Below are 18552 nucleotides of genomic sequence, written 5' to 3' on the forward strand. Positions count from 1 at the left end.
GCGCCACGACTTAACGCCGCACGGCGCGTTGTTCAGCCCTTGAATTTCTGGGCTTGGCGGGCCTTTCGGAGACCGACCCAGAATCGTGCGGCGTCCCGCACCGCGTCCTCCACCGGCCTTGGCTCCCAACCCAATTCGTTCCTGGCCTTCGTGCAGTCGACCGGCGCCTCGGCGCGCATCAGGCGCAGCGACGCCAGCGACATGTGTTCGTCGCTGCCCTTGAGCCGGCCTTTGATCGTGCCCATGGTGGCGAGGGCGTACGTCACAGGTAGCGAGAGCGACTTGACCGGCGCCGGTACCCCCGCCTCGGCTGCGGCGATCCGCGCCACCTCGGCATTGCTGATCAACTTGTCGGAGATCAGGTATCGCTCGCCGGGCCGGCCCTTGTCGGCCGCCAGGATCAGCGCGCGTGCGGCGTCGTTGACGTCGACCGCTTCCAGCTCGATGCCGCTCATCACGAACGGCAGCTTCCCGAATGCGGCGCCGGCGATGATGGCGCCGTGCGGCGTGCGGCCCCAGTCCGTGCCGCCGTAGGTGGTGGACACGCACATCGCGACGGCCGGCAGCCCACGCTCGCGGGCGTACTGGAGCACCAGTTTCTCGGCCTGTACGCGCGAGCGCACGTATGGCGGCAGTGTGCGCTCGTCGGCGATGTCGTCCTCGGTGGAGACGAGGCCGCGCTTGCGTCCCACCGTGGCGTAACTGCTGGTGAAGACGAATTTCTTGAGGCCCGAGGCGATTTCAGGTTCTACCGCGACGTTCAGCACGTTCCGGGTGCCCTCGACGTTGGTGCGGAACAACGGTGACGGGTCCCGGAGCCAGCCGCGGGTGTCGACCACGCAGTAGTAGATGACGTCGGTCCCGGTCATCGCGGCCCGGAGGGTGTCGTTGTCCCAGATGTCGCCCTCGTAGCGGGTCACGTGGAGGTCGTCGATGCCAATGGTGTTGGCGCCGGCCCGCACCATGACCCGTACGTCCTCCCCGGCCGCCACCAGCTGCCGGGTCACGTGCGAACCGAGGTAGCCGTTGGCCCCGATGACGAGGATCGTCACTGGCGTCCCCTGCCGCCGAACTTGCGCATCCACTCCTGCGCCACCTCAGGTAGCGTGCCCAGCGCTTCCGCCTTCTTGCACCACGCCATGGTGGTCTCGAGGAACTTCATGGGGTTGTAGATGTCTTCTTGCTTGCTCCACAGGCCGTCACCGGCGTACGTCATGATCGAGATGTTGGTGGCGCCGATGATGGTGCCGTCGCCGGGATCGCGCATGGGGTTGTCCAGCTCGCAGATGACGCGGCCGGTGGCCTCGTCGTACACCTTCCACAGCGACGGGAACGACGTCATGTAGCTGCCGGGGAAGTTCTCCATGGTGTTCCAGATCCAGGGCCGCACCTCCTCGCGGCCGTGCATGGTGCCCATGGCGTGCTCGATGTACAGCACGTCCTCGGTGTAGTGGTCGGTCCACGGATCCCAGTCGCGAGTCTGGGCGGCGCGGTCCACGGTCTGCTCGAAGACGTCGAATGCCGCAATGAGTTCCGCGCGGCTGAAGGTGTTGCCCGTCACAGGAAAACTAGAACACGTTCTAGTGGCGTTTGTCGAGCACTTGCGCAGTCGCCGGGAGTTCGGTTCTCTGGAGTCAAAGCGAGGAGACGTACATGACCGACACTGCGACCGCGATCCTGGCGGGCGGCTGCTTCTGGGGGATGCAAGACCTGATCCGCAAGCAGCCGGGAGTGCTGACCACGCGGGTCGGCTACACCGGCGGAACCAACGATCACCCGACCTATCGCAACCACCCCGGCCACGCCGAGGCCGTCGAAATCGAGTTTGACCCGACTCAAACCAGTTTCCGCGCGCTGCTGGAGTTCTTCTTCCAGATCCATGACCCGTCGACCGTGAACCGGCAGGGCAACGACGTCGGTACGAGCTACCGCTCGGCGATCTTCTACACCGACGACGAGCAGAAGCGCATCGCGGTGGACACCATCGCCGACGTCGACGCCTCCGGCCTGTGGCCCGGCAAGGTGGTCACCGAGGTGACGCCGGCAGTCCCGTTCTGGGAGGCCGAACCCGAGCACCAGGACTACCTGGAGCGCATCCCCAGCGGCTACACCTGCCACTTCCCGCGGCCGGGCTGGAAGCTGCCCAAGCGCGCGTGATTTGTGCACGATTTTCCGCGCCGGGCGCGGATTTTCGTGCACGAATCACACGGTGGCGGCGCGCTCGGTGATCAACCGGGCGACCAGCTCGGGATGCTGATCGGGCAACCAGTGGTTGGCACCCGCCACGATCTCGAACTTGTACGGCGCGTGGACGTACTGCTCGGTCAGCAGCGCGCCCTTGCGGCCGAGAGCGATGTCGCCGTCGCTCCAGATGTAGGTGGTCGGCCGGGTCACCGGGATGAACGCCGATTTCGGGTTCACGAATGGCATGGCGCGGTACCAGTTGAGCGCGGTGGTCAGCGCCCCACTCTCGAACACCTCGGCGCGTGTGACGGCCAGTGCATCGGGTGTCATGCCACTGCGCGGCATGGCGAACTGCGCGAACCGCTCGCCGAGCCACGGCAGCTGGAAGATCAGCATGTAGTACGAGTGCAGCGCCTGGGTGCCGACGGCCATCGCCTTCAGGAAGGCACCGGTGTGCGGCACCGACACCGCGGTCAGGGTGCGCACCAACTCCGGTCTCGTCGCGGTCAGCGCCCAGGCGATGGCTGCGCCCCAGTCGTGCCCGACCACGTGCACCGGTCCACCGACCAGGTCGATCAGCGCGGCGACGTCACCGGCCAGTTTGGGGATCGTGTACTGCCGCCGGCCCTTCGGCCGAGCACCGGGCGAATAGCCGCGCTGGTTGGGCGCAAGCGTCCGGAAACCGTTGGCGTGCAACAGCGCCGACACCGCCGCCCAGGATTCGGCGGTCTGCGGAAAGCCGTGCAACAACACCACGACGTCGCCGTCGATGGGGCCCGAATCGACCACGTCGAAGGTCAGTCCGTCGTTGCGGTACTGCGAAATCCGTTCGGTCACAGCATGAACCTACAGCGGCTTGACGCGGCGGCGTAGGGTCACGCGACCACCATCTTTTGGCGTATACGCCACGCCACGCGAGAAGACCTTCTCCCCTGGTGCGCTGTTGACCTGAATCGCGAAATGCCGCAGCACCGTCCGCAGCACGACGTCCATCTCGACCTGCGCGAACACCGCTCCGACGCAGCGCCTGGTGCCGCCACCGAACGGCAGGAACGCCGGCGGCGGCCGGTGCCCGACGAAACGCTCCGGGTTGAACCGCTCCGGATCGGCGAATTCCTTTGCGTCCTCATGCATGTGGTCGATGGCGACGATGATCGAGAAGCCGCGCGGAATGCCCCATTCTCCGAGCTGGAACACCGGGGCGTACACGTGCCGGCCGGCGAAATCGATGATGGTGCGGATGCGTTGCACCTCCAGCAGCACGGCCTGACGGTACTCGTCGGTCTCGCCCGTCTTTACCTCGTCTTCGAGCCGCCGCAGCACCTCGGGGTGCCGGGAGATCCGCTCGAAGGCCCACGCCAGGGTGGCCGCGGTGGTCTCATGGCCGGCGGCGAGCAGCGTCAGCAGTTCGTCGGCAATGTCGCTGCGGGACATCGCCGTACCGTCCTCGTAGGTACTGCGGAGCAGCAGCGCCAGCACATCGTCGCGGCTCTCGAGATCGGGATCGGCGGCCACTGCGTCGATCAGTCTGCCGACCACCTCGTCGTACTGGCGCCGGTACTCGGCCAGCCGGCCCCACGGTGAGAATCGGCCGTACGTCCGCTGCGGCATGGGCAGCACGGCGAGCCGCGACCCCAGGGTCACCCACGGCGGGATGATCCGCCGCAGTTCGTCGAGATGATGGCCGTCAGCCCCGAACACCGCGCGCAGGATGGCGTTGAGGGTGATGTGCATCATCGGCTCGAGCGTGGGGAACGACTTCCCCTCAGGCCAGGACGCGGCCGCGCGCAGCGTCTCCTCTTCGAAGATGCGCTCGTAGTTCTTGATGCTCTTGCCGTGGAACGGCGGGGTCAGCAGCTTGCGGCGCAGCCGGTGCTCGGAGCCGTCGAGCGCGAACACCGATCCGCTGCCGAGTACCCGAGACAGGTTCGGCTGGATGTTGCCGACGTCGGCGGAGTTGGCCGCGAACAGCTGCTTGGCCAGTTGCGGGTCGGTCACCATCACGGCGCGGCCGAAAACCGGTACATCACAGGTGAATACCGGGCCGACCCGTGGAACCACGCGGTTGACGAACTTGCGCCGATTGGTCGCGAACGCCACCCCCTGGAAAAACTTGGGGACTCCGGTCGCCGGTGGCAAGTGGATCGCCGGGGCACACTCGGTGAGTTCGGCGGTGACAGTTTCCGTCATGGCACGCTCCAAGCCACTAATTACGTGGTACCACGGTGTACCACGGGGTTATCCGGTACGGTACCGGCTAGTACCACAGGTAGGCAAGGGTTTTGGGAGACAGATGGCAGTCGGCGAGGTCAACGCGGCACAATCGGGTGCGCAGCCGTTCCGCGGGCGGCTGCTCGACGGGCTCGCCACCTCTCTGTCCACCCGGGGCTACCGGGACACGACCGTCGCCGACATCGTCCGCAACGCCAAGACCTCCAAGCGCACGTTCTACGACCAGTTCGCCAGCAAGGAAGAGTGTTTCGTCGAGCTGCTGCGCTCCAACAACGAGGACCTCATCGCGCGGATCCGCGCGGCCATCGACCCCGACGCCGACTGGGAACAGCAGGTGCGGCGGGCGGTCGACGCGTACGTCGCGCACATCGCCTCCCGGCCCGCGATCACCCTGAGCTGGATCCGCGAGGCGCCGGCCCTCGGCGACGTGGCGCTGCCGCTGAACCGGCGCGCCATGGAGCAACTCACCGACATGGTCGTCGACCTCAGCAGCGGCGCGGGGTTTCAGCGCGCGGGGCTGTCCCCGATCAGCCGGCCGGTGGCCCTGATCCTGCTCGGGGGTTTTCGCGAACTCACCGCACTGCTCGTCGAGGACGGCCGCGACGTCGCGGATCTCACCGAACCCGCGCTCACCGCAGCGCTCGCGATCCTCGGTGCCAGGTCGTCAGCGCAGCATCAGCCGGGCTGACTTCTCCAGCCGCTCGGCGATCTCGTCGTACGACGTGAACCCCATCCCCGCGCGGACCAGCGCGCCTGAATAGAGCATCTCCAGCGACTCGATGACGTCCTCGTCCACGTCCGGGCCGAGTGCCGCGGCGAGCCGGGAGCGAATGTCCCCGGCGATGCGCTGGCGCAGCACCTCGACATCAGGATCGCGCCCGAGCAGCGCGTTGGTCACCGCCCCCGCGAACTCCGGCTCGTCGATCACCAGCAGCGCGATGTGCCGCAGCACCTCGGTCACCCGGGTGGCGGGGTCATCGGAGTCATGCGCCGCGGCCGGCGAGGCCGCCAGCCGGCGCCAGAACACCTCGGCGACCAGGTGTTCCTTCGACGAGAAGTAGGTGTAGGCCGTCGCGGCGCCGACCCCAGCGTCGGCCGCGACCCGGCGGACCGTCAGACCCGCAAAGCCCTCGCGGCGCAGCAGATCGAGCGCGGCACGGCTCAGCCGGTCGACCGTATCGGCCTGTTTGGCCGTCAAACGGCGCCGGGTGGGCTCAAGCGCCTGTTCAGACACGTGTCCGGACGCTACGGCACCGGACGTTGCGCAGCAACCGGTCTACCGTGGACACATGCGGGCGTTGATCGTCGTCGACGTGCAGAACGACTTCTGCGAGGGCGGTTCCCTCGCGGTATCCGGCGGCAGCGCCGTCGCCCGCGCGATCACCGGCCTGCTGGGCGCCCATGAGTATCAGCACGTCGTGGCCACCGCCGACCATCACATCGACCCCGGTGCGCATTTCTCCGACGAACCCGACTACCTGACGTCGTGGCCGCCGCACTGCGTCGCCGGAACCCCGGGCGAGCAGTTCCACCCCGACCTGGATGTGACCGCGGTCGAGGCCGTCTTCCGCAAAGGCCGGTACTCGGCGGCGTACAGCGGGTTCGAAGGGGCCGATGGCGCCGGCACTCCGCTGGCGGACTGGCTGCACGCCCGCGGTGTCGACGAGGTCGACGTGGTCGGTATCGCCACCGACTACTGCGTCAAGGCGACGGCGGCCGACGCCGCCAAGGCCGGGTTCCGCACCCGGGTCCTGCTCGACTACACCGCCGGCGTTTCTGCCGACGGCACCGCGAATGCCGTTGCCGCCCTGAAAGATTCCGGCGTGACGGTGGCCTGAAGCCCTTCCCGTCGCTCCGCTCGCCCCTAGCGCGTCGGATCCACCGGCCGGCCCGACCACCGCGGCGGCCGCCCCGCCTGCATCGCCCGCACGCCTTCCTTCGCGTCGTCGTGTGCCATCACCGCGCGGTGAATCTCGGTCTCGCGCTCCCCGACCTCGTCGCGTGACAGCTCGAAGGAATCCCAAAGCAGCCGCTTGCTGGCCGCCACCGACATCGGCGCGGTGTTGTCCGCGATGTCACGCGCCACCGCCAGCGCGGCCGGCAGCACCTCATCGGCGGGCAGCACCCGGCTGGCGATGCCCAGCTCCGCCGCGCGGTGACCATCGAAAGTTGCTCCGGTCAAAAGGATTTCGGCGGCCCGCGCGATACCGACCAGACGGGGCAGCGCCCAGTGCGAGTACGCGTCGCCGACCACGCCGCGCCGCACCTGCACGACGCCGTAGCGTGCGTCGGCGGCGAAAATCCGGATGTCGCACTGCAGCGCCAGGGTCAGCCCCAACCCGATCGCGTGCCCATTGACCGCCGCGATCACCGGTTTGCTCAACGACCACGCCGGGACCGGGATACCGGCCGCGCTGAACTCCGGGCCCGGTGCCGCGAAGGTCTGGTCGCCCGCGGCCAGGTCGGCACCGGCGCAGAACGCCGGCGGTGCCCCGGTCAGCACGATGACACGGACGTCGTCGGCCTCGTTGCAGCGGGTGTAGGCGTCGGCGAGTTCGTCACGCATCCCGTCGCCAAAAGCGTTGCGCCGCTCCGGCCGGTTCAGCGTCAGCGTCACCACGCCGCCGTCGGACTCCGTCAGCAGCGTGCGGTATCCGGGGAACACCGCCCGAGTAAACCACGCCGCTGCAATACCTCTGCAACAGAGGTATTGTGGGAACGTGCCTGCCCACGCTGACCTCACCACCGACCTGTTCCACACCGTCGGCCGGTTCCGCAGGCAACTGCGCCGGACCGCCGGAGGGAGCTTCGCGGGCGTCACCCAGTCACAGGCCGAGCTGCTCCGGCTCGTCGGCCGCCAGCCCGGCATCTCGGTACGTGAGGCCGCAGAGGAACTGGGCCTGGCCGCCAACACCGCGTCAACGCTGGTTTCGAAGCTGACCGCCGACAACCTCCTGGTTCGCAGCACCGACCCCGGCGACCGCCGGATCGGCCGGCTCCAACTGACCGAACCCGCCCAACAACTCGCCGACCAGACCCGTGCCGCCCGCCGGTCGGCACTCGGCGATGTGCTGAACCAACTCGACGACGAGCAGATCGACGATCTGACAAAAGGATTGAACGTTCTGGCCGAGATGACCCGCATGCTTCAGGAGAGTCAGCCATGAGCACTCCCGCCATCGAATGCGACCATGTCACCCACCACTACGGCGACTTCACCGCGATCGACGACCTGAGCCTGACCGTCGCCGTGGGCGAAACGATGGGGTTACTGGGTCCCAACGGGGCCGGCAAGACCACTCTGGTACGGCTGCTCACCACTCTGACGCCGGTGCAGGACGGGCAGGTCCGCATCTTCGGACTCGACACCAGATGCCGCACCATGGACATCCGCCAGAACCTCGGTTATGTGCCGCAACAGCTTTCGATCGAGTCCGCACTCACCGGGCGCCAGAATGTCGACCTGTTCGCCCGCCTGTACGACGTGCCGCGACGCGAACGCCGCGCCCGCGTCGACGACGCGCTCCGGGCCATGCAGCTGCTCGAGGTCGCCGATCGCCCCGCCAAGACGTTCTCCGGCGGCATGGTCCGCCGACTCGAGTTGGCGCAGGCCCTGGTGAACCGACCCTCGCTGTTGATCCTCGATGAGCCGACAGTCGGCCTGGATCCCATTGCCCGCGACAGCGTTTGGACCCAGGTGGCGAACATGCAGCAGGAGTTCGGCATGACGGTCCTGCTCACCACTCACTACATGGAGGAGGCCGACGCGTTGTGCGACCGGGTGGCCCTCATGCACCACGGCACGCTGCAGGCCGTCGGTTCCCCCACGGATCTGAAAGCACAGCTCGGCCCGTCGGCCAGTCTCGAGGACGTCTTCCGACACCACGCCGGATCCGATTTGTCGGGCGAGGCCGCTGGCGATGCTGACCGCCAGTCCATGCAGGAAGTCCGCGCCGGAAGGAGGACGGCCCGCCGTGTCAGTTGACGTCGAACTGGTCCTCGCACCCCGCGGCGCCCGGCGCATCGGTGGCCTGGCCCGGCGTATGGGTGCGTTTGCACTCGTCGAGTTGCAGAAGCTGCGGTACGACCGCACAGAATTGGTCACCCGGATGGTGCAGCCCGCGCTGTGGCTGCTCATCTTCGGCCAGACGTTCTCACGGCTGCACGTCATCGACACCGGCAACGTGCCATATCTGGCCTTCCTGGCGCCCGGCATCATCGCCCAATCGGCGCTGTTCATCTCGATCTTCTACGGCATCCAGATCGTCTGGGACCGGGACGCCGGCATCCTGGCCAAACTGATGGTGACTCCGTCACCGGCGTCGGCATTGATCACCGGAAAGGCCTTTGCCGCGGGAGTCCGATCGATAGCCCAGGTGATCGGAGTGCTGCTGATCGCCCTGCTGATGGGCATCCATCTGACGTTCAACCCGCTGCGCATCCTGGCCGCCATGGCGGTGGTGATGCTCGGGTCGGCGTTCTTCTCTTGCCTGTCAATGACTTTGGCAGGGCTGGTCCGCAACCGCGACCGCCTGATGGGCATCGGCCAGGCCATCACCATGCCGCTGTTCTTCGCATCCAACGCGCTGTATCCGGTGGACATCATGCCGAGCTGGCTGCACGCACTGTCCACTGTGAACCCGCTGTCGTATGAAGTGAACGCCCTGCGCTCACTACTGCTGGGCACCCCGGGCAACACCCTGCTGGACATCACGGTCCTGGCCGTCGCCGCAGTCCTCGGCATCGCCGCCGCGTCGGCGCTGCTGCGGCGCCTGGTCCGCTGACGAACGCTGTTCGCATCGGAGTTGTCTCGCTCGGTCCTGCCTGCTACCGCCTCAGCAGCTGTTAGGTTCAACCCATTCGGCGGGGGTCGAGATCAACAGCAGTGCCCTAGATTGGAGTCAACGTTGCGCAACGTCACCAAGATCGCTGCAGCCCTCTTCACCGTCGCGGCAGTTTCCGCCGCCGCCACCGAAACCCTGGCCAATAATCCGGTCACCATCCCGTTCATCCCGACGGGCATCAGCCAGTCGGCCAGCAGTGTCGGCTTCGCCGATTCCGACGTCTACGGCATGAACGCCGACGACATCAACCACACCTTCGACCTGATGTCGGCGACCGGTGTGCGCACCGTCCGCATCATCATTCCGTGGGCCGGCGTCGAAGGCACCCAGGGCAGCTTCAACTGGGGCCAGGTCGACACTGTCGTCGGGGCGGCCAATGCCCGCCACATGTCGGTGGTCGGCGCGATCGTCGCGACGCCGGCCTGGGCCGTGGCGCCCGGCGCCATCCCGATCAGCAGCCCGCCGGCCTCCGCCGCGGTGTACGGCGATTTCGCCGGCGCGGTCGCCGCGCACTACCGGGGCCGGGTGGACGCCTACGAGATCTGGAACGAGCCCAACGCCGTGATGTCCTGGACGTCCGGCCCGCAGGGCCCGGAGCCCGGCGTCTACGCCGACATGCTCAAGGCGTCGTACCCGAAGATCAAGGCCGCCGACCGCGGCGCCGTCGTGATCGGCGGTGTGGTCGGCGCGGTCGTGTCGTTCGGCTCGCTGACCCTGGACCCGGTGACCTTCATCCAGCGGATGTACGCCGCCGGTGCGGCCGGCTCGTTCGACGCGCTGTCGTTCCACCCGTACCACTACAACCTGAAGTTCTCGGCCGGCGCCGGAGTGCCCAACTCGCCGCTGAGCCAGACCGACGGCATCCATGCCGCCATGGCCGCCAACGGTGACGGCGGCAAGAAGATCTGGGCCACCGAGTACGGCGAGCCCAACTCGGCCGTCGACGAGGCCACCCAGGCCGACTACATCCGCGACTTCCTGGCCAAGTGGCGCACGCTGCCCTACGCCGGACCGTCGTACATCTACACCACGCGCGACCGCGTCACCGGCAGCTCGAACCCCGAGGAATCCATCGGTGTCTACCGCACCGACTGGAGCCCGAAGCCCGCTCAGGCAGTCGTCAAGTCCATGGCCTAAAGACCGCGACAGTAGGCGGTCTTGCATCGGTGCTGACGGCGGCCTACGTGGCCACGCGTAGGCCGTCACTGGGTCCCTAACTGGAATTCCCACCTAGGCCACCAAAGCGCACCTCAGTGTGATCCTCAGATGCGTAGATCGCTGCGGTCCGCATCACCACAAGTGCATCAACGGCCTCGCAGTCCCGAAATAGTCTTCGGCCGGTTAGTGGTGCCCAAGCGCTTCAACGCCTCCAGGCCCACCTCCAATTGAGTGCACCTCAAATGCCTACCGTCCCGATGGGATCCCCGACCGCTGCTCAAGGAACAATGCCGATGTGACGGTAGACGGTGTGAGTGGGGCGGCCCATGACGCAGGACGCCTCGGCGTGGAGTACGACGAGCAGGCGGAGATATTGGAAGAGCTCCGCTCCGAAGTCGAGTTTGCAATCCACGCAGCTCTTCGGAAGAACTCGATGAAAGCGCACAACGTTGTGTCCCGAGTGAAGGCACGCGACAGCTACTTAGGGAAGGTAGCGAGGAAGGGCTACAAGGACCCCTTAAAGCAAATGTCAGATCTCGTTGGTGCACGGATTGTTTGCTTGTTCCTGGATGACCTACCTAAGATCGACCGTATCCTCAGAGAAGTCTTCGACGTCTTCGACGAAGACGATAAAAGCGCAGCGATATCACCCGAACTCTTCCGCTATCAATCAGTTCACTATCAAGCTCGGATTCGAGCGGATCATGTTGGTCCGCACTATGACAACATCAAGCAACTCGATTTCGAAGTGCAAGTGCGAACCATCTTGCAAGATGCATGGGCTTCGGTCGAACACACCTTGGCGTACAAAGGTGCACAAAGTATCCCTAACGAACTCAAGCGTGACATCAACGCGTTAGTTGGACTCTTCCATGTCGCCGACAAGAGCTTCCAGCACTTACGGCATGAGATTTCCCGTTCAGAGGAACGCGCCGAACAGCTAGTGGTAGAAGGCGCGTCTAAAAATAGCCGCAAGGCAAATCGGCCTGACCGGACAGCCGTATCGAACGATCGCAGCACGTTGAAAGCATTCCTACGTCAATACTATCCGGCCCGAGATGCGAGCGACGCTATCACGTACTCCGAATTGGTAGAAGAACTCGCTGCTGTCGACATCGTCACAATCGACGGTCTCCGTGAAATTCTTGCTGAAAATGATCAGTTAGGCCATGATTTTGAGGCTGATTTTCTTTCAGAAGTATCTATTCCACTGAACTCGGAAGGGTACTACTTTACCGACGTCGGTTTTGCGCGGACGATCCTAAACGCAGCTGTTCCTGACTTCAAGATCAGCCCATCGGCCGATGATGATGACGACGACAACGAGGACAACCCAGTCGACTATTGACTCGGGAATGACCCGACTAGTTAGCCGAACGTGAGCCGAGCATACCGACGATGTCGATGCACATGCGCGCCCAGTTAGGTCTGCACCATAAACTTGGGGAAGTCACAGGACTTCTCTCAATGCCGCAGTCATCAGCATTTCGCCGAGTGCCACTATCGCGGGACCGCAGCAACCACTACCTAGGAATTGCCACTTGTGGGTGATCTTCCGCTCGGGTAGGCATGAAGCATGGTGACAGTGCCCTCCAATGCGGAGCTCTGGAACGCAGTTCACGCATGCACTCAAGAAGTATTAAGCTCCGCAATCGTTGACCCACCCAACGAGTCTGACAAAACGAATCACCTCGAACTGGCCGAGGCGGATATCGCATCTCTACCCCAACTGATTGCCGAAATCGAACGTGCACCTCATGCCCGAGCCAAACTTGAGCTTCCACGAAACGATTCACAGGACGATTGGTACGTCGCAGGACATGAAGTCGCACAGATTCCAATCACGCTAGCCACAAAGGCCCTGCAGAGCCGCGTCCATCAGGGCCAAATTGACGAGTCGCTGCTGTTAGCGCACTACGTACCGTACGAACGGTACCTACTCTCTGATGCGACGCGCATGACCGCCGATATTGTTGTGCCGATATTGGGGGTCGATCCACAACCGATTGCCTCAGCGGATGGTTCGTGGCGAGTTGAGCCAATACCCGAGGACCGGAGCAGAGTATTTCGATCCAACAAATCGAGGAGCCAAATCGCCTCATATGACGTTGATATCTTAAACTCCCCATCAATGTCGTTCCGGCTATGTGACACGACAGTTCGGGTCGAAGGCTTTGGCCGTTATCATTATGCGCATTTAACCGATGACGCCGAGAAAGCTATCGAGCGGTTCTTTGAATCACTAACCATCGCGAGTCCAAGCCCAGCAGAATGGGCCGAATACGCAGTGGTCGCATCCGATTGGTCGGCGTGGCCCTCGGAGGAAGAGGGCCCTGTAAATGTTGTTCGAGACTACACGGGCAGGATTGATCGAATTCGATACCCAGGGATAACATTTGCCCCAACAAAGCTCGATCAAAGTCAATCGAACCTAGCATTGCAGATTAACGAGCGCCTGCCACATTGCGACCGCAGTGTGCAAGCCGCGGCGACTCGCTACCGGCGCGCATTAGCGCGAGACAACGGTGACGATCGAATCGTCGATTTGTGCATCGCAATTGAAGCGCTATTCGGCAGCGGTTCTGCTGAGATCGTACATCGCTTATCAATGCGCACTGCCGCAATGCTCAGTACGCTGTGGGGCGCCCCTGCCCGCGATATCTATGGCGCAACGAAAGAAATGTACAACCACAGGTCCAAGGTGGTACACGGCGGAACGGTCGAATATATGGAGGCAGCGATAACTTTCGCAGGCGGTCCGCCAATGCACGTTAGTCGCTTCGGTTCGGCAGCTGTCAGCACCATATTGCGTAACGCTATCCTTGATCCTGACTTCAGCCCGAAGACGGTCGACGACCGGTATGTGTTCACTGCCCTCGACGCAATGGTAAATCAGGTTGCTAGTGAAGTTAAGTAGCGATCGTTCATCGTGCCCACCTCACAAATCGCACCATCGATGAGGGTACGGAGCTCACGAAACAGTTTGGGATGCCCATCATTGTCACGGAGTCGACAAAGGTGGAAGCGGTGTCGGTCAGTACAGGCCAACCAGCCGATCTCACGGTTGGCATTCGGTACTCGCACCGGGATCTCATAGAGCAGCACAACGGACGGGCACGAGTCACAGCTCCCAAGCTATCGACTGCGGAGTCGTAGACAGGCCGGGCCGCCTGCCAATCGCGTCAGTCCCGAGCACGCACCCGGTTAGTACACCTAACCGCCGACGATGTTGGCGATCGCGCCCAGCGGCAGGTCCAGCCAGTGCGGCCGGTGCCGGGCCTCGTACCCGGCTTCGTACACCGCCTTGTCGAGTTCGTAGGCGACCAGTAGGTCAGCGTCGACGTCCGTCCCGCCACCCTCTGCGTAGCCCGCGCAGAACGCCGTCCGGTTCCGGTCGGCCCACTCGCGGGCGCGCGCGGCCAGCTGCTTGCGGCGCTGGTCGTTGCCGCCGCCTTCGGTGAGCCGCTGGAACGCCGCGTATTGATAGGACCGCAGGACGCCCGCGACGTCGCGCAGCGGCGAGTCCGGTGCCCGGCGCTGCTCCAGCGACTGTCCGGGCTCGCCTTCGAAGTCGATCAGCAGCCAGGTCTCGGGGGTGCGCAGCACCTGGCCCAGATGCAGATCGCCGTGGATCCGCTGCACCGTGATCGGCTGTCCCTCGAGCGCGCGGTAGCGCGCCTCGATGGCCGCGGCGAACTCGCGGACCTGTGGCACCGACGCCGTCACCTCTGCCAGCCGCTCCAGCATCGTCGCCACCGGGAACAGCGCGGTGGCCGTGCCCAACTCGGCGGCCAGCGTGGCGTGCACCGCCGCGACGGCCTGCCCCAGCCGCTCCGACTCGCCCGCGAAGTCGCCGCCCACCTCGTCGGCGTACAGGTCCCCTTCGGCGTACAGATCGCGAGTGCTGGCGACGGCCATGTCCCAGCCCTCGGCGGCATTGTCGGCGAAACGGGCCACCATGCCCAATGCCGTCTCCGGGCCGCCCTCCAGCGACATCGTCCCCAGCAGCGGCGCAACATGCGGGCTACCGGCCCGGCTCAGCACCCGGGTCAGCTCGATGTCGGGATTCACGCCGGACGTCACGCGGCGGAACACCTTGAGGATCGCGGCCTCACCGAACACCACGCTGGTGTTGCTCTGCTCGGCGCTGACCACCCGCGACGGCGCCGCCAGTGGGAGCCGGGCACCCGGTTCCAAGGCGAACGCAACCGGGCCGACCGTCGCCGACTCCGCGATCAGGCCCAGCAGCAGGTTCGCGACCTCGGGGTCACCCATGGCATCGAACGCGGTATCGCCGTCCACCAGCCGGCGCAGCACCAACTGGTACCGCTCGCCGGGGCCGTCGTCGTAGTCGACGTCGAGCAGCACCAGGTCGACGTCGTCGCGCAACGCCACCACCAGCGCCGGTTCGGCGCTGGTGAGCTCGCGGTTACGGCCGGCATACCAGCGCTGCTGGGTCAGGTATTCGGTCAACTGTGGATCCATCACGGCTCCTCACCGACGGGCGCACGCAACGAGAACCAGTAGAAACCATGCCCGGGCAGCGTCAACAGGTACGGCAGTTCCCCGATTCGGGGGAACTCAACCCGGCCGGTCAGTTCAACCGGGGTGTAGCCGTTCCAATGCTGCAGGTTCAGTTCGATCGGCTGCGGGAAACGGGAGAGATTGTTGACGCACAAAACGGTGTCACCTTCGAGTTCACGCACGTACGTCAGCGCCGACGGGTTGGGCCCGCCGAGTTCGCGGAAGGAGCCGACGGCGAACGCGTCGTGTCGCCGCCGCACCGCGAGCATGGTGCGAGTCCAGTTGAGCAGGGAATTCGTGCTGTCGCGCTGCGCTTCGACATTCACCGCCTGATAGCCGTACACGGGGTCCTGGCTCGGCGGCACGTACAGCCGCCCGGGGTTGGCAGTGGAGAACCCGGCGTTGCGGTCGGCTGTCCACTGCATCGGGGTCCGCACGCCGTCGCGGTCACCCAGCCAGATGATGTCGCCCATCCCGATCTCGTCGCCGTAGTACAGCACCGGCGAGCCGGGCAGTGACAGCAGCATCGCAGTGAACAGTTCGGTCTGGTTGCGGTCGTTCTCCAGCAGCGGCGCCAGGCGCCGGCGGATGCCGACGTTCGCCTTCATCCGCGGGTCCTTGGCGTACTCGGCGTACATGTAGTCGCGCTCTTCGTCGGTGACCATCTCCAGGGTCAGCTCGTCGTGGTTGCGCAGGAAGATGCCCCATTGAGCGAGGTCGGGTATGGGTGGGGTCTGGGCCAGAATCTCCGAGATCGGGAAGCGGGACTCCCGGCGGACCGCCATGAAAATCCTTGGCATCAACGGGAAATGGAAGGCCATGTGGCATTCGTCGCCGCCGGTCTCCGGATCGCCGAAATATGCGACGACGTCCGCCGGCCATTGATTGGCCTCCGCCAGCAGCACCCGCCCCGGGAACTCGTCGTCGATCACCTTGCGGCAGCGCTTGAGGAAGGCATGGGTCTCGGGCAGGTTCTCGCAGTTGGTGCCCTCGCGCTCGAACAGGTACGGCACCGCGTCCAGGCGGAAGCCGTCGATGCCCAGGCCCAGCCAGAAGCGCAGCACGTCGATCATCGCTTCCTGCACGGCGGGGTTGTCGTAGTTCAGGTCGGGCTGGTGGGAGAAGAAGCGGTGCCAGTAGAACTGCTTGCGCACCGCGTCGAAGGTCCAGTTGGATTCCTCGGTGTCGACGAAGATGACGCGCGCGTCGGTGTACTTCTCGCTGGTGTCGCTCCACACGTAGTAGTCGCCGTAGGGCCCGGTGGGATCGCGACGGGACTCCTGGAACCACGCATGGGTGTCCGAAGTGTGGTTCATCACCAGGTCGGTGATGACGCGGATGCCGCGCCGGTGCGCGGCATCGAGCAGCGCGACGAAGTCCTCGACGGTGCCGAATTCGGGCAGCACCTTGTAGAAGTCGCGGATGTCGTAACCGCCGTCGCGCAGCGGCGAATCGTAGAACGGCGGCAACCAAATACAGTCGACACCAAGCCATTTCAAGTAGTCGAGTCGCTCGGTCAGACCCCGGAGGTCGCCTGAGCCGTCAGCATCTGAGTCGTAGAAGGCGCGGACCAACACCTCATAGAAAACCGCGCGCTTGAACCAGGTGCGGTCCTCAGGGAGGACCCGCGCATGTCCGAAGTCCGCGGCGCTTGGATGTTCCACGCCACCGTTGGAGGCGTCCATCGACAACCAACGTACCCGCGTCGCAGTAGGGTGCAAACGTGGCGACACGCGATCATGGTGACCCAGGTGATGCCCCGACGATCCCGCCGCCGTTGGCTGAAATCGTCAATCCGACCCGGCCGTCGGCCGCCGAGGAGGCCCGCACCATCGCGGCCTCGACCAACACCGGAACCCTCGCGACCCTGACCGCCGACGGCGATCCGTGGGCGTCGATGGTGACCTATGGGCTGCTCGACGGCGCACCGGTGCTGTGCGTGTCGAATCTGGCCGAGCACGGCCGCAACCTCGCTGGCGACCAGCGGGCCAGCATCTCGATCATCGCGGCCAGCACCGACAAGGACCCCCTGGCCGGTGGCCGCGTCACGCTGGCCGGACGAGTGGCGCGGCCAGAAGGCGCCGAGCGGGAGGCCGCCCGGGACGCCCACGTGGCCGCGGTACCGGCCGCGAAGTACTACATCGACTACAGCGACTTCGCGCTGTGGGTGCTGCATGTCGACCGCGTCCGGTGGGTCGGCGGCTACGGTCGCATGGATTCGACCACGGGTGCGGATTACGCTGCGGCCCAGCCGGATCCGGTGACACCGTCGGCCGCCGGGGCCGTCGCGCACCTGAACGCCGACCATGCCGACTCGCTCGCGGCCATGGCCCGGGTGCTGGGCGGATACCCCGACACCGAGTCCGCGACCTGCACCGGCGCCGACCGGTACGGCCTGGATCTGCGGGTCGACACCACTCGCGGCATGGCCTACACCCGCATCGGATACGCACAGCCGTTGCAGTCCATCGACGAATTACGTTCAGCGACAGTCGAATTGGCTCGACTGTCCCGCCAGGTTTAGGATTCGCATCATGTCTGATCGCCCGCAGAGCTGGGAAGCCGCATTCGACCTGATCCGCACCCGCGGCTACGAGCGCCGTGAGGAGCCGTTCCGGCTGGCCAGCGGGCAGCTCAGCCACGACTACATCGACGGCAAGTTCGCCATCGACAACGGCGTCAGCCTGACGGTCGTCAGCAAGGCCGTGGCTGAACTCGCCGCACTGCGCGGCATCGAGTTCGACGCGGTCGGCGGCCTGACCATGGGCGCCGACCCGTTGGCGCACGGCGTCGCGATGGTCACCGGCAAGGCCTGGTTCTCGGTCCGCAAGGAACAGAAGGCCCGCGGCCGCGAGCAGTGGATCGAGGGCACCCGCATCGAGCCCGGCACCCGGGTGCTGCTCGTCGACGACGTGATCAGCACCGGTGGCTCGACCGAAATCGCCTACGAGCGCGTCACCTCCGTCGGCGCTGTGGTCACCGGTGTCATCCCGATGGTCGACCGCGGCGACATCGCCACCGAGCGTTTCGCCAAGCGTGGCGTGCCGTTTGCCGCACTGGTCAGCTACCGCGATTTGGGCATCGAACCGGTCCAGGACGTCTAAAGCTTGGGACACGCGCGCCGATACCGAGCAATTGGCGCGAGCCACCCCTAGCATCTGGAAGGTGGCTGACAGCGACGACCCAGAGCGCGATCCATCGCCGGGTGGCGTGCTGGAATCACCCGCTGAGGCGACCGGCGGCGACCCGGACACCGATCCGTTCCGCGCCGTCGACCCTGGCCCGCACGGCACCGGACCGTTTGCCGGCCCGACGACCGGCTCGTTCGTCATCCCCGAACCGGAGCCGACCGGCGACACGTTCGACGCGTTCAACACCAATACCTGGCGTTTCCGCGAACCGCCGCCGCCCTGGTATCGCACGAAAGACGCCCGGACGCTGCTGATCGTGGTGGCGGTGGCAGTGGTCGCGCTCGTCGTCTCACTGGTGGTCCTGGCCACCCGCAAGGATTCCGAGCCTGACCAGCCGGCACCGGTGGAACCGACGACGACGACCACCACGACGACAACGACGACCGCCACCTCGACTCCCAGCCCGGTGCCGGCTGGTC

Annotated in this window: 19 protein-coding genes and 1 pseudogene; 12 read left to right on the forward strand and 8 right to left on the reverse strand. The window is 65.5% G+C overall.

Going from position 1 to position 18552, the window contains the following annotated elements; all coding sequences use genetic code 11:
* Positions 1-32 precede the first annotated feature (32 nt).
* Positions 33-1052, reverse strand: coding sequence for an NAD-dependent epimerase/dehydratase family protein (locus TL10_RS12020; RefSeq protein WP_043985825.1), 1020 nt, complete (start codon positions 1050-1052; stop codon positions 33-35).
* Positions 1049-1561 (reverse strand): nuclear transport factor 2 family protein, encoded by a 513-nt coding sequence (locus tag TL10_RS12025; RefSeq protein ID WP_043402404.1) that lies wholly within the window; start codon positions 1559-1561, stop codon positions 1049-1051. The genes TL10_RS12020 and TL10_RS12025 overlap by 4 nt, the downstream gene beginning before the upstream one ends.
* 92 nt (positions 1562-1653) lie before the next feature.
* Here TL10_RS12025 and msrA point away from each other — a divergent pair, with 92 nt between their 5' ends.
* The gene (gene msrA, locus TL10_RS12030) at positions 1654-2157 is read left to right on the forward strand and encodes a peptide-methionine (S)-S-oxide reductase MsrA (protein ID WP_043985826.1); all 504 of its coding nucleotides are present in this window, start codon (positions 1654-1656) and stop codon (positions 2155-2157) included.
* A 45-nt stretch (positions 2158-2202) separates the two neighbouring features.
* Here the strand turns inward: msrA and TL10_RS12035 are convergent, their stop codons facing one another.
* Together TL10_RS12035 and TL10_RS12040 are read right to left on the reverse strand one after the other, a co-directional pair.
* A complete protein-coding gene (locus TL10_RS12035) occupies positions 2203-3021 on the reverse strand; it encodes an alpha/beta fold hydrolase (protein ID WP_043985827.1) in 819 nt (272 codons plus the stop codon).
* A gap of 9 nt (positions 3022-3030) precedes the next feature.
* Positions 3031-4374, reverse strand: a complete 1344-nt coding sequence (locus TL10_RS12040; RefSeq protein WP_043985828.1) for a cytochrome P450 — start codon at positions 4372-4374, stop codon at positions 3031-3033.
* A gap of 103 nt (positions 4375-4477) precedes the next feature.
* On the opposite strand from TL10_RS12040, the gene TL10_RS12045 reads away from it, so the two are divergent.
* Complete coding sequence (locus tag TL10_RS12045) at positions 4478-5104, forward strand: TetR/AcrR family transcriptional regulator (protein WP_043402388.1); 627 nt, start codon at positions 4478-4480, stop codon at positions 5102-5104.
* On the opposite strand, the gene TL10_RS12050 is transcribed toward TL10_RS12045, so the two are convergent.
* A complete protein-coding gene (locus TL10_RS12050; protein ID WP_043402383.1) occupies positions 5081-5650 on the reverse strand; it encodes a TetR/AcrR family transcriptional regulator in 570 nt (189 codons plus the stop codon). The two genes, TL10_RS12045 and TL10_RS12050, sit on opposite strands and share 24 nt — an antisense overlap.
* Positions 5651-5705: 55 nt before the next feature.
* Here TL10_RS12050 and TL10_RS12055 point away from each other — a divergent pair, with 55 nt between their 5' ends.
* Positions 5706-6254 (forward strand): isochorismatase family protein, encoded by a 549-nt coding sequence (locus TL10_RS12055; RefSeq protein ID WP_043985829.1) that lies wholly within the window; start codon positions 5706-5708, stop codon positions 6252-6254.
* Positions 6255-6280: 26 nt separating this feature from the next.
* On the opposite strand, the gene TL10_RS12060 is transcribed toward TL10_RS12055, so the two are convergent.
* Positions 6281-7081 (reverse strand): enoyl-CoA hydratase/isomerase family protein, encoded by an 801-nt coding sequence (locus TL10_RS12060; protein ID WP_043985830.1) that lies wholly within the window; start codon positions 7079-7081, stop codon positions 6281-6283.
* Between the two features lie 55 nt (positions 7082-7136).
* Here TL10_RS12060 and TL10_RS12065 point away from each other — a divergent pair, with 55 nt between their 5' ends.
* The 6 genes from TL10_RS12065 (at position 7137) to TL10_RS30945 (ending at position 13335) form a co-directional block, all read left to right on the forward strand.
* On the forward strand, positions 7137-7583 hold the full coding sequence (locus TL10_RS12065) for a MarR family winged helix-turn-helix transcriptional regulator (protein WP_043985831.1): 447 nt from the start codon (positions 7137-7139) through the stop codon (positions 7581-7583).
* Positions 7580-8401 (forward strand): ATP-binding cassette domain-containing protein, encoded by an 822-nt coding sequence (locus TL10_RS12070; protein WP_043985832.1) that lies wholly within the window; start codon positions 7580-7582, stop codon positions 8399-8401. Before TL10_RS12065 ends, TL10_RS12070 begins: the two co-directional genes overlap by 4 nt.
* Before the next feature lie 58 nt (positions 8402-8459).
* Entirely contained in the window at positions 8460-9200 is a 741-nt protein-coding gene (locus tag TL10_RS12075; RefSeq protein ID WP_192830220.1) for an ABC transporter permease, read from the forward strand.
* Positions 9201-9323: 123 nt separating this feature from the next.
* Complete coding sequence (locus TL10_RS12080) at positions 9324-10397, forward strand: cellulase family glycosylhydrolase (RefSeq protein WP_052506396.1); 1074 nt, start codon at positions 9324-9326, stop codon at positions 10395-10397.
* Positions 10398-10713: 316 nt separating this feature from the next.
* Positions 10714-11766: a GTP pyrophosphokinase gene (locus tag TL10_RS12085; protein WP_131630722.1), complete on the forward strand. Its 1053-nt coding sequence runs from the start codon at positions 10714-10716 to the stop codon at positions 11764-11766.
* A gap of 228 nt (positions 11767-11994) precedes the next feature.
* Positions 11995-13335, forward strand: coding sequence for a HEPN domain-containing protein (locus TL10_RS30945; protein WP_131630723.1), 1341 nt, complete (start codon positions 11995-11997; stop codon positions 13333-13335).
* Between the two features lie 296 nt (positions 13336-13631).
* Here the strand turns inward: TL10_RS30945 and TL10_RS12095 are convergent, their stop codons facing one another.
* Both TL10_RS12095 and treS read right to left on the reverse strand, forming a co-directional pair.
* Positions 13632-14903 carry a maltokinase N-terminal cap-like domain-containing protein gene (locus TL10_RS12095; protein WP_043985835.1) on the reverse strand — a complete coding sequence of 424 codons (1272 nt, stop codon included), beginning with the start codon at positions 14901-14903 and terminating at the stop codon, positions 13632-13634.
* The gene (treS, locus tag TL10_RS12100; protein WP_043985836.1) at positions 14903-16627 is read right to left on the reverse strand and encodes a maltose alpha-D-glucosyltransferase; all 1725 of its coding nucleotides are present in this window, start codon (positions 16625-16627) and stop codon (positions 14903-14905) included. Before treS ends, TL10_RS12095 begins: the two co-directional genes overlap by 1 nt.
* 38 nt (positions 16628-16665) lie before the next feature.
* On the opposite strand from treS, the gene TL10_RS12105 reads away from it, so the two are divergent.
* From TL10_RS12105 to TL10_RS29590, 3 genes and pseudogenes are all read left to right on the forward strand, one after another.
* Entirely contained in the window at positions 16666-17466 is an 801-nt protein-coding gene (locus tag TL10_RS12105) for a HugZ family pyridoxamine 5'-phosphate oxidase (protein WP_043985837.1), read from the forward strand.
* A 10-nt stretch (positions 17467-17476) separates the two neighbouring features.
* Complete coding sequence (locus tag TL10_RS12110) at positions 17477-18046, forward strand: orotate phosphoribosyltransferase (protein ID WP_043402363.1); 570 nt, start codon at positions 17477-17479, stop codon at positions 18044-18046.
* A 61-nt stretch (positions 18047-18107) separates the two neighbouring features.
* Positions 18108-18552: pseudogene (locus TL10_RS29590) on the forward strand (hypothetical protein); the annotation flags it as partial.

This window comes from Mycolicibacterium llatzerense (assembly GCF_000878195.1).
GTDB classification, from domain to species: domain Bacteria; phylum Actinomycetota; class Actinomycetes; order Mycobacteriales; family Mycobacteriaceae; genus Mycobacterium; species Mycobacterium llatzerense.